The following is an 11,408-nucleotide window of genomic DNA, read 5'->3' as shown; positions in this document are numbered from 1 at the left end:
GTTCAGTTTTATACGGCATCACACTCGCTTGATTATCAAAGTCGTCGACGTTGGGAGACTTTTTGCAGGTACATCATGATTAACGACTGAATTTGCCGCAACGACCGATCGAGCCCCGATGGTGACGCCTTGGTTTATTACGACACTGCCTCCGATCCACACATCATCTTCAACAACGATTGGCTTGCAAAAAGTCTCCCAACGTCGACGACTTTGATAATCAAGCGAGTGTGATGCCGTATAAAACTGAACATTAGGCGCAATCAATACATTATTACCAATGGTTATTGAGCCTCCATCAAGCATGATCACATTCATATTAATAAACGTTTGGTTACCAATAGAAATCGTTTTACCAAACTCACATGAGAACGGAGATTGAATAACGCTTTGACCAAATTGAGTAAACAATTCACTAAGTAGCTCACTGCGCTTAGGTTGATCCGTTGCTTGGTTAAACGCAGATAAGGTTTGAGTGGCGCGAGTTCTAATGGCATCTATTTCAGGATCACCACCATTAAATATCTGTCCATTTATCATTTTCTCAAACTCTGTCATTTTTCTTCCTTAATCAAAAAAATCGAATAGATCTATGGTTAAGTCTATTCGATTAGAGTTAAATAAAAAGAGTACAAACTCGAATAAAAAACTTCCTATTTTTATTCTTTCTTTATTATAATCACACGTGGTTTCTGTGCTGAAGAATAGCCGCTAATGGCATTGGTTGTATTATTTTTTGTGTTTTTAAATGATTCCAAACCATTGGCGCAATACAAACTATCAACGCGATGTTTGAAATTGGCATCGCTAACCATACTCCATCAATACCAAACCATTTAGGTAGTATAAGTAAAAATGGCAATTGAATAATAATATTGCTGATTGAGATCATCATTGCCTTCTTACCTTCATTCACTGATAGGAAATAAATCGTCACCAACACAATAATGCCATCTAAGAAAATAGCGAATAAATGGTAACGAATTCCAACAATGGTTTCCGCAATTAATGATTGATCACCATTTGTAAATAAAGCCGTCGTAAATTCTGGTGAAATATTCAATATACCGACCCAAGCAATGCCTGTAATTGTGACCCACTTGAGTGCCAATTTAAATATTTGGTACACCTTCTTGTTTTCTTGTGATCCAAAATAGTAACTGATCGGCGGCTGTGCGCCTTCCGCAATGCCTTGGGCAAGAAGGTAATACAACATAAATAGATAGCCAACTATCGCATATGCCCCGACTGTCGTTGCCGAGCCATAATGCATCATTAACGCATTATGCATAGCAACCACAAAACTGCCGTACATATACATAACCAATGCCGAAGAGCCTAACGCTAAAGATTGTTTTGCCTTATTACGAGAAAACAACACTTCTTTCATCGTCAATTGAATACTTGAGCGCTTAGTAAAGAAATAATGAATACCAAGCACTGTAACAACCGCTTGTGCAATCAAAGTGGCTAATGCAGCCCCTGATAACCCTAAGCCCATCACGCCGATAAATAGATAATCCAGTACGATATTAATTAATGCACCAACCACCAATAAAAAAGTCGCTACATTCGGTGATTCATCGTTTCTCACCAGCATTGGTAAAGCCGTTGCACACGCAGTAAAGAATCCACCAAACATTAAGACATTGATGTAATCCATCGCAAACTCAAAGTTTTTACCTTCAGCACCTTGGGCATGCAAAATATTTTCAGCCAAAAAGACAATACAAATAATCGCAATAAGGCTTAATATGACGAGTAACCAAAACCCTGTCGTTAACGCGACTTTCGTTTTTTCTAGTTTATTTTGGCCCCGATAAATAGACATAACACTGCCGGTTCCCATGCCTATCATGACACCTAAAGCGCCTAATATGCATATTGCTGGCCACGCCATATTAATACCAGCCAGTCCTTCAAATCCGATATAATGACCCACAAAGATCCCATCGATAATTTGATACAGTCCACTCACCACCATTGCAGCTATAGAAGGGATGGCATAACGCCAAAAAGTACGAGTAATGGATGAATCTGCATGAAATGTTGTCATAATTTACCTCAGTAACAACAATGAATTGAGGCGATTCTATGACAGTATTTAAGATTGAAAAAGTTGGTATCCATCCGGTTTTCGGATAGATTGAGCGTTATTAATAACGATTGATGCTTTACGCTTATTGACAGTCACAAACTGTGTTATAAGCTTATGATATAGATAAATTTATATTAGTTAAATACAGAGACAAAGGGCTGAATTATGGTTTCTAAATGGGCAAAACGATTTTTCCAGATGGCTGAATTAGTCGGCTCTTGGAGTAAAGATCCCTCAACGCAAGTGGGTGCTGTCATAACAAAGCACAATCGCATTGTGTCTGTCGGATTCAACGGGTACCCTCACGGCGTATCAGACAGTGCTGATACCGACGATCGCGAATTGAAGTATTTAAAAACACTTCATGCAGAAGAAAATGCGATTTTATTCGCTAAGCGTGATTTAGAAGATTGCGATATTTGGGTAACTCATTTCCCTTGCCCTAACTGTGCGGCAAAAATCATTCAAACTGGTATTTCAAAAGTGTATTGCCCAGAGCAAACGGAAGATTTCTTATCTCGTTGGGGTGAGAAGATCCAGATCAGCCAAGACATGTTTTCACAAGCAGGTGTAGAAGTCACTTGGCTACCGCTCGATGCATTAAAATAAAAAATCGGATAAGTTAATTACTTATCCGATAATTTTTACCCAATTAACAAAAATATAATCATAGAAATAAACACAAAGAATATCTCTTTGTTTATCTAAAATTATTCTGTTAAATATTACTTCTATTTTCTTTATCTAAACTATTAGAGAATTACAAATAATAAATCGCCACAATTTATTAACCACAATAATTTACTAAAGAATTATTTTTATAGTTATGCCAACTTACGTTATTATTATATTAATACAGCCTTTTTAAATTGTTCATTAATCGGCATTGATAAAACAACCGATTTTGTTTCACCTAATAGGTGTACTTGTTCATCGCCAATACGGTGACAAGGCACTTTAATTCGCTTTAAAAAACGCTCAATTGCTGTCGATGTTACTGTTACATATTCAGTAATACCATGGCTTATTGCGTGTATATAGATTGCCTCAAAAAGCTTCATTGTGATTTCGCTTGCTGACTCATTCATTTTGGAACTATGTTTTCCAACAGCAAAACGACTTAATTCCACAACGCTAGGATCGTTTGGCGCAGCTTGATCACCAAGTAATTCAGGGAATACTGTTTTCAACATATAATCACCTGTCGTTGGAATTAAACGCCAGCATCCATTTACCTTTTCTGCATCATCACAAGCGTATATATATGCCGCTTCAGAATTATCATATTGATCGGATTCAAGATCATTTTCTGAAAGTAAGTCCCACTGTAATCTTTGTTTAAACACTTGATAACGTAGACTAAGTATTCCATTGTATTCATGGATAGGAATAGTAGTAAACTCGGATTTTCTTATCATTATTGTCATCCTGACCCCCTTTAATCTTTTAACTGACTATAGCAGGCAAATTTCCTCCTTATAACCTGTACAATATTACAGGAATGAATCTTATTTTTAGAGCACAAAATCATCTTTAATGTGTGAGCAAAATCGGATTTATGACGAATTATTCTCTCTAATAATTTAATTTAATGTTATATACAATATTAACACTTAATGGGTAATAACACCGCTGTACCGTCAAGTAAAGGACATAGATTTGAACCTAGTCAACATAAACGTAACGCTTGAAATCATCAATAAAATTCGATTATCTCAAACCAACAACGACATGAGTTTATGCCTACAAGAACTAACTAAGATACTTCATTGCGAGTATTATTTATTAGCTATTATTAGTCAAAAAACCATGATCAAATCTGATATTAAAATTTTAGATAACTACCCATTATATTGGCGAAACTATTACGATGAAGCAAATCTTATTAAAGATGACCCTATTGTTGATTATAGCTTTTCTCATCACTCCCCTATTAATTGGAGTATTTTTGAAAAACAAAAAAAAATGAGTAATCAAATAAATGTGATTGAAGAAGCTAAAATATCAGGGTTATATTCTGGATTCAGTTTCCCTATTCATACAAAGGATGGGGGGTTTGGCATGATAAGTTTTGCGAGTTCTCAAAAAGAAAAGTATATCGATAACCTTTTTCTTAATGCCTGTATGAGCGTTCCCTTAATTCTTCCTGAATTACTAGATAGCAATCAGCGAATAACTAAAGAAGATCAACAGGTACACACAAAGTTAACAAAACGAGAAAAAGAATGCTTAATTTGGAGTTGTGAAGGAAAAAGTCGATGGGAAATTTCAAAAATATTAGGTTGCTCTGAACGAACGGTTACCTTTCACTTAGCAAACTCACAGCTAAAGCTTGGAGCAAATAACCGCTGCCAAAGTATATCAAAAGCGATCTTAACAAGAGCAATGAACCCGTTATATTAATAATAGGATCCGACTATGTAGAATAACGCAGTCGGACTTCTAATTTTCATACTCAGTTCTTAATTATATATACGAAAAAGCATCAGCAAACATTTGATCTGGCCTTGCATTTTTTTCTAATATCAATTGCTCTTTTACTGCCTTAGCCATCATGAACGGGCCACACACATAAATATCAAATAATGTTAGATCCGCAAAGTCACCCATTACCGCAGAAAGAACCGTTCCTTTTTTTCCTAACCAACGCTCTTCACTATCTTCAATAACCACTGGCACATAGTGCAAATTACTATGCTGTATTGATAATGTTGCCAATTCACTATCTGCATATAAAAAATCACTATTTTTCACTCCCCAATAAATGTAAATTGGCTGAGTGAATCCTCTATTCAAACAATTTTTTAGGATACTATTAATATAGGAAAGCCCTGTACCACCCGCAATTAATAGTAGTGGTTTACTGCTGTCATCACGTAACCATGCTTCGCCGTGAGGTGCATCAATTTCGATATTCTTATTTTTAATTAAAGCATCTACAAAAAATTCCATTGCATCTAATGAACTACTTTTATCGGAACTACCAATATGTAACTCAATAGATCCTTTTTCCGTTGGGCAATTTGCAATCGAGAATGGTTGTTTTTTATCATTTAAATCAATAAATAGGTATTGGCCCGCTTTAAAGTCGATAACATTAGCTGGTGTGATATATACTTTGTATATATTGTTTTTTACTGATTCTATTTTTGATACTTTACAGTTAACTCGCATATATAATCCTTATCTCGTTATCTATTTCAATGTACTTGCCATAGAAAGAGCGCACCCTTTTTGAGCTCGAGTATTTAACCTTCTTACTATTTCAATCGTTGTTCCTGGGTATGGATCTGGTGCTTTAATATGGTGAATAATACCGACATCATCCGTCACAATAAAAGCAGGATAACCTGTTGATGATGCATCCATATAGCTCAACAACCCTGGTTCACCATCAGTAACAGGCTGTAATGTTTCAGGATCAAGCGCTCTAGCGTACACCCACGGTGGTACTCGCTTTCTTTGAAATTCATCTTCAAAAAAACACGTATTTAGCTCAACTTGGTTAAATGTATCGCGAATTTGATTTATATTGTCTAACTGAAAGGTATCCATCAGCATTTGATTAAAATCATTACGATTTAAAGACTCATTTTGATTCGACTTCCACCCCCCACCAGTAATGACATGTAATCGCTTCCCAGCATCGAATTTAATATTATGCTCATTCATGTATTTGCATAAGAGATACACAAAATAAGGAGGGCCAATTAAGCACATATCTTTTTTTGTCTTATAAATACGAAATAAGTGGTGCACGGTTTTTTCGAAATCAATATCATCATCATTCACGGTAAACTCAGTGGGATAAAGTAACTCAACCAGACTCATCACATACTTAAACCAAACATTATTAGTATTAAAACGATCTGGGCCAAGGTTAACTAATTCCATTTGATGCTCAAACCAATCACCGACATATTTCATTCCAAAATTAACAGAACCAAGTAGACGTTCAATACTAAGGCGATCGCGGGCAATATGACTTTTAATACCACTAGTGCCACTGCTCGTATACCAGTTTTCAATTTCATCCTCACCTAATGTATGCAGTTTTAAATATTTAAAAACAGAAGTAGGAAAGACTGGAATATCATCAATTGAATGAATGTTTTCACTCATATGTTGAGTTGTACAATATTCCCTATACTCTTTATTTCTATTGTAATGATAATGAAATGCCTCTCGAACCAGTTTATTTTGAATCTCTTTCTGCTCTTCAAATGTCCATTCTTGTGGCGTACTCATAAATATAAGATCATCAATTTCTGAACTTGCTATAATGTTATTTTTTTCAATCGTTGCTTGACTATTCATGTGACTCCTAAGCTATTGAAGTAATAAATATGTATAAAAGAATGGCAGAGTTAATTCTGTCATTCTTTTTATATACTCTTAAGCAAGGTTTTTAACTATTTTTTGATTCACCATATCAATAACGTTTTTAACATTATCTTTATCTAACATTGACTCAAAAGAGAGTAGAATAGTCTTTACGCCTGTTTTTTCAATGGCCAGTTTCGTTGATTCATAATAATCATTGTAAGTACCAATTGCGTTTTCTTTAATGATTGTCTTTATTTTTTCTTCATAATCAATATTTGGATACGTTTCAATAATATAGTCATGTACATATTGTTTTACTTCTTCACGAGCAACATCACCATTTTCATTTAAATTGACCATCAGCGTTAATTGATGTTCGATATTTGAAACATCGATACCATATTGTTTTGCGGTTTTATTATAAAGTACCGAATAACTTTCTTTAATAACAAGGCTATCTTCCCACTTAAACGTTAAAGGCAATGCTTTTTTAGCTGCCCATGAGACCACTTCTTTACTGGTTGCAACCACGTATTGTTTAGGTCCATTCTCACTAAAACAGTGGGGATTTATCGACACCTTCGGAAAGTCATAAAAATCATTCTGAGGATGGCAATAACCCGTCGTTAATGCCTCATTTATAATCTCATAACAGGCTTCAAATTGTTGCTGTCTAGAGACTAAGTCACGTTTGAAGAAGAGCATTTCAAAATCATTTTCACTGTCACTCAAACCAAGAATAAAACGGCCTTCAGACATCTGATCTAATAAACTCGATTCTTCTGCTACACGTACAGGATGATGAGTAGTAATCACTTGGTTTAAAGAACCAATGTGCAGTTTATTTGTTAACCCGAGTAAAAAACCAGCCGCTGTAATTGGGGCACCAACGATACCATTAAGAGAAAAGTGATGTTCATTAATAAAAACAGTATCAAAATGATAATCATAAGAATCAACGAGAGCGATCGTATTGATCATATTATCGAGTGTTTCTTCTGAAGTAGATCCATTAGATTGAAAATTGAGGAAAAATAATCCAAATTTCATAATGTATTCCTTACTATATTAAATTTAAGTACGTATCGTTACTTAGGGTCTTTCAGAAAAGGGGCAACTTGTGTCATAAAACGATCCATAGAAGCGACAATTTCATCTTCGCAGCCATTTGCTTCAAAGCCACAGGTAATATTTGTAATGCCCGTAGCATCAATGTCTCGTTGAATGATGTCGATACATTCTTTAGGCGTGCCTACCGGATTAATTTCATGACTATAATCCACACGTCTATTAGTATTAGTGTGGCCCTGTAAAACAAAGTCTCGCCACTGACCTTTGTGGTAATCGTAGCCACGAGTTTGATTACTATCTTTAAATATGTTCGTCGCATTGACATAAGAGTCATACCAATTAGCGAGGAATGATCGGCACACTTCACGAGCTTTATCTCCATCATGATCAACGGAGCAAATAAATGTCATCGAATGGTCAATAGTCGCTATATCGTGTCCATATTCTGTCGCAATTTCATTATAAAGTTCCATTTGAGCTTTTTTTTCATTGGTTCCAATAATCCAACTTAACACCATAGGTAATCCTTGCTTAGCTAACCACTCGGTTGTACTGGCAGATTCAGCCGTCATGCACGTTGCCACTTCTTTGGAATACCCTTTTGGGTAAATATCAACATCAGGAAACTCAATATGTTCATTATTTGAACTTATCATTCCAGACTTCAAACTTGTCGTTATCATCTGATGAAAATGTTGTGTTATTTCGCGTGAATCTTCCATATTGACGCCAAACACTCGGAAATCTTTATGATATAAACCTCGGACAACCCCAAAATTAAAACGCCCCTTGGACATTTGATCCAATAACAAAACATCTTCAGCTTGTCGAACAGGGTGAGCCGTTGGTATTACAACCCCCATTGTTCCAACATTCAGCGTTTTTGTTCGGCCAAGTAAATTAGCAGCGGCAACAAACAGATTACCGGTAAGACCAAATTCAGTAAAATGGTGCTCAAGAATCCAGTAAGTATCAAAACCAAGTTCTTCGGATGCAACACCGAGTCGAACAAAGCGATCCATCACTTGTTTATGGCTTTCACCTGGTGGCTGGTATGAAAAACAAATATTTCCGAACTTCATAATATCTTCCTTTATTTTTATTGAATGGTTTATTTAGCTATGATAATTACGCGAATTCTAGAGACTCATTTTCAATTTGATTTTTTAATCGACGCTCTTTTACAGTCACGCTCGTTATGTCTTCGAATCGTGGCTCTGTCATATTGACATCAAGATCCAACGAGCCATGGTCTAAAGCGATGGCCGCTTTAGTTACTGACTGATAAAAATTTCGTAATACGACTAAGTTCTCACCTAAGTCATGAGAGCTACCAATTAAAGAATAAAGTTTACATTTCTCTGAATTAAGGCTAGTAAGCAGATCCAAAACTTCACTTTGCTTGACCCAATTATCATCATTAGCAGTAAAGGCAATAAATGGAATATCCAAATCTTTCATTTTATTTATCGTCGAGTCTAACGTGTCCCACTGGTGCTTAAAGCAATCCGTAACAAAAACTTCTGACCCTAAATTATGCCCTTCAAAATCAAGATCTTCTGGTAGTTGTTCAATTGGCAATTGCAGATAATCGTATTTTAGAGCTCTCTCCAACGTATCACGGAGATTTACAACCCCCACTGCGGTCACCAGAAAGGACAAGTCAATTTCATTTGCTATTTCATAAGCAATTCGAGCAGATAAACTGGCAGCAATAAGGCCTAAATTTTCAATATTACGTCCTTTAAGCCAGTCTATTACTGTTAATAAACTGTCTTTACCAATCGTCATTGAAAATTCATTAATGTTACCGCTACTTAATCCAACATGATGAAGAGAGTCATAACGAATAACATGAAATCCGTTACTTGAAAGATATTCAGCCAATCCCGCAAAATGATCCATTCGCCGAGCAAAACCAGAGGCAATCAGAATCGTATTATTCTTTTTTAATGTATTTTCTTTGGGTAATGTTTCCCAAACTCGAAGTGTTTTATCATTTTCAAGGGAGATAACATGATCAATTGTTGAGAATATAGTTTCCATATAATTTCCTTTTATATTAAGGGACAAAGACTAGAAATTTATCTTCTTCTAAATAACGTGTTTGTTCTATTTCGACGGCAACATCTTTTGTTGTGTGATTGAACGGCCTTTCTTGTGATACGTAGTTAACAAGATACTGCAATGGGCGCATACCATCATGCGCACCACCAACGCGGAATATATTATTCATACCAGATTCAACAATACGTTCAGCCCCATGCTTAGCGAGTTTGTCTCTGTATTTAAATGATGACTCCCATGGAGCAATTGAAACGGTTTGTGTCGTATTTTTATTAATGAAAGGAAGAATATCTTCAATACTAGAAACCTGATGAATATATACCGACCGAGATAATGGTTGATTCCCAAACGCATCTAAAGGAGATTGAATAATTATCCAACTTTGATTTTCTCCTTTTCTAACTTGATAACCCGCAAATAAACACTCTTTCTCAGTTAAAGTGAAAGCGGCTTTTTCATCAAAATTTTGACATCCTTTAGGTAATATTTTGGCATACACATTTAATTTTTTTTCTAGTTCATCAATAAAAAAGTTTAATTTATTACCTATGTAATAAATGTTTTGCGTAGAAAAACACGCTTGTTGATCATAGAAACAGATATCATGAGCAACGCCTGTCGCAGCGGCTGTTATGTCTTCAGGATCATCAATGATGCTCAAACTTTTTTTAGGCCCAAATTTCACAATATCGACATGATGTGGCGAATGCTTTACTGCCCATTTAATGGCTTCACCCCCTCCCCAGGCAACAACAACATCAGCATGATTCATTATTTTTTTCGGCAATGACATATCTTCATTATGTGACCAGTACATTACTGACATTGAACGAGTAATAGGGTGATCGGCATTAACATCGATAAAACTTGAGACTAAAGCGGTAGCAGTAAAAGGATCAGTGGAAGACGTTTTAATAATGCATTCATTCTTAGTCAAAATAGCTCGAAGAATGGAGGTAACTCCAGATAAGGGGACATTACCTGCCAGCAAATGTACTGATTTTCCTTTTGGTAATGCTTTAATATAACAATCCCCTTGAGGGATCCACTCATCAATAATATGCAATGATCCTAAGTCATGTTGGACAATGTCATATAAGGCACTTTTAGAGCATAACAACATGGCAATCCAATTCGCTTCTAGTTTTGCCATTTCATTTGAATAACCAAGAAAATTTTTCAAATCTCGAATATATGCCCGTCGACGAGTATATTCTTCACTTCTCCATCGCTGCCAACCGTATATAAAAAGTTAACTACTTGATTTAATCTTAAATTATTAATAACGTCATTATCAATGATGCTTTTAATATGATTATCATCAACAATAGAAATGGATACCTTAGTATCATTTGTTAATATTAACTCTCTCAAGTTCCCTTCATCTTGAATCACACCGCCGATGATAATTGGAATTTTTTTAATCATTTCATTCCTTATTAATATATTTAAAATAATGTTAAATTTTTATTAAATGACTAATTTATAACTGTTTAAAAATCAACTGAGACTTAAAACACAACGAACCGATTGATAGATTAAGTAAAAATCTAATTTTTTATTTATCTGATTTTTACTAAAGTAATTCGTTAATTAACAAACACGATGATTATCAAATGCATATACTAGAAAAATTATTTAATTTAATCCTTTGTTTAAAGCTTGATGGAGAATATTTATAACCTACTTTTTAAGTCATTGTCATCACTTTGCTTCCTTATTTTAGAAAACTATAGCAGGGTAATTATTTAGGTAAACCTGTATAACTTTACAGAGTATCACTTCTAATTTAACAACATAAAACGACATTAAATATGGAACAGAAATCACACTTAAATGTTAATGT

Annotated in this window: 10 protein-coding genes and 1 pseudogene; 2 read left to right on the top strand and 9 right to left on the bottom strand. The window is 35.1% G+C overall.

The window, feature by feature from the left end:
* Positions 1-18: 18 nt before the first annotated feature.
* Together AACV33_RS19270 and AACV33_RS19265 are read right to left on the bottom strand one after the other, a co-directional pair.
* On the bottom strand, positions 19-558 hold the full coding sequence (locus tag AACV33_RS19270; protein ID WP_182700555.1) for a sugar O-acetyltransferase: 540 nt from the start codon (positions 556-558) through the stop codon (positions 19-21).
* A gap of 121 nt (positions 559-679) precedes the next feature.
* The gene (locus AACV33_RS19265; RefSeq protein ID WP_182700554.1) at positions 680-2,056 is read right to left on the bottom strand and encodes an MATE family efflux transporter; all 1,377 of its coding nucleotides are present in this window, start codon (positions 2,054-2,056) and stop codon (positions 680-682) included.
* A 207-nt stretch (positions 2,057-2,263) separates the two neighbouring features.
* Here AACV33_RS19265 and AACV33_RS19260 point away from each other — a divergent pair, with 207 nt between their 5' ends.
* On the top strand, positions 2,264-2,707 hold the full coding sequence (locus tag AACV33_RS19260; RefSeq protein WP_012552207.1) for a dCMP deaminase family protein: 444 nt from the start codon (positions 2,264-2,266) through the stop codon (positions 2,705-2,707).
* A 236-nt stretch (positions 2,708-2,943) separates the two neighbouring features.
* Here AACV33_RS19260 and AACV33_RS19255 read toward each other — a convergent pair whose 3' ends face one another.
* Positions 2,944-3,525 (bottom strand): acyl-homoserine-lactone synthase, encoded by a 582-nt coding sequence (locus AACV33_RS19255; RefSeq protein WP_017021709.1) that lies wholly within the window; start codon positions 3,523-3,525, stop codon positions 2,944-2,946.
* Positions 3,526-3,757: 232 nt separating this feature from the next.
* On the opposite strand from AACV33_RS19255, the gene AACV33_RS19250 reads away from it, so the two are divergent.
* Positions 3,758-4,501 (top strand): helix-turn-helix transcriptional regulator, encoded by a 744-nt coding sequence (locus tag AACV33_RS19250; RefSeq protein WP_012552209.1) that lies wholly within the window; start codon positions 3,758-3,760, stop codon positions 4,499-4,501.
* 63 nt (positions 4,502-4,564) lie between these two features.
* Here the strand turns inward: AACV33_RS19250 and luxG are convergent, their stop codons facing one another.
* The 6 genes and pseudogenes from luxG to luxC form a co-directional block, all read right to left on the bottom strand.
* Entirely contained in the window at positions 4,565-5,272 is a 708-nt protein-coding gene (gene luxG, locus AACV33_RS19245; RefSeq protein WP_017021706.1) for a flavin mononucleotide reductase LuxG, read from the bottom strand.
* 21 nt (positions 5,273-5,293) lie between these two features.
* Positions 5,294-6,415 carry a long-chain-fatty-acid--protein ligase LuxE gene (gene luxE / locus AACV33_RS19240; protein ID WP_182700553.1) on the bottom strand — a complete coding sequence of 374 codons (1,122 nt, stop codon included), beginning with the start codon at positions 6,413-6,415 and terminating at the stop codon, positions 5,294-5,296.
* Positions 6,416-6,493: 78 nt separating this feature from the next.
* The gene (gene luxB / locus AACV33_RS19235) at positions 6,494-7,474 is read right to left on the bottom strand and encodes a luciferase subunit beta (RefSeq protein WP_182700552.1); all 981 of its coding nucleotides are present in this window, start codon (positions 7,472-7,474) and stop codon (positions 6,494-6,496) included.
* Between the two features lie 38 nt (positions 7,475-7,512).
* On the bottom strand, positions 7,513-8,577 hold the full coding sequence (gene luxA / locus AACV33_RS19230; protein ID WP_182700551.1) for a luciferase subunit alpha: 1,065 nt from the start codon (positions 8,575-8,577) through the stop codon (positions 7,513-7,515).
* A gap of 46 nt (positions 8,578-8,623) precedes the next feature.
* Complete coding sequence (locus AACV33_RS19225; protein ID WP_017021702.1) at positions 8,624-9,541, bottom strand: acyl transferase; 918 nt, start codon at positions 9,539-9,541, stop codon at positions 8,624-8,626.
* 16 nt (positions 9,542-9,557) lie between these two features.
* Positions 9,558-10,990, bottom strand: a pseudogene (gene luxC, locus AACV33_RS19220) (long-chain-fatty-acyl-CoA reductase LuxC).
* Positions 10,991-11,408: the final 418 nt, after the last annotated feature.

It is taken from the genome of Aliivibrio sp. SR45-2, assembly GCF_963890165.1.
Taxonomy (GTDB): domain Bacteria; phylum Pseudomonadota; class Gammaproteobacteria; order Enterobacterales; family Vibrionaceae; genus Aliivibrio; species Aliivibrio salmonicida.
Note: the sequence above shows the minus strand (reverse complement) of the source record. Positions and strands in the feature narration are given on the sequence as shown.

Bases quoted from the DNA above. Each gene is read 5' to 3' on its own strand.
- AACV33_RS19270 (WP_182700555.1), bottom strand. From the start codon at position 558: ATGACAGAGTTTGAGAAAATGATAAATGGACAGATATTTAATGGTGGT.
- AACV33_RS19265 (WP_182700554.1), bottom strand. From the start codon at position 2,056: ATGACAACATTTCATGCAGATTCATCCATTACTCGTACTTTTTGGCGT.
- AACV33_RS19260 (WP_012552207.1), top strand. From the start codon at position 2,264: ATGGTTTCTAAATGGGCAAAACGATTTTTCCAGATGGCTGAATTAGTC.
- AACV33_RS19255 (WP_017021709.1), bottom strand. From the start codon at position 3,525: ATGACAATAATGATAAGAAAATCCGAGTTTACTACTATTCCTATCCAT.
- luxG (WP_017021706.1), bottom strand. From the start codon at position 5,272: ATGCGAGTTAACTGTAAAGTATCAAAAATAGAATCAGTAAAAAACAAT.
- luxE (WP_182700553.1), bottom strand. From the start codon at position 6,415: ATGAATAGTCAAGCAACGATTGAAAAAAATAACATTATAGCAAGTTCA.
- luxB (WP_182700552.1), bottom strand. From the start codon at position 7,474: ATGAAATTTGGATTATTTTTCCTCAATTTTCAATCTAATGGATCTACT.
- luxA (WP_182700551.1), bottom strand. From the start codon at position 8,577: ATGAAGTTCGGAAATATTTGTTTTTCATACCAGCCACCAGGTGAAAGC.
- AACV33_RS19225 (WP_017021702.1), bottom strand. From the start codon at position 9,541: ATGGAAACTATATTCTCAACAATTGATCATGTTATCTCCCTTGAAAAT.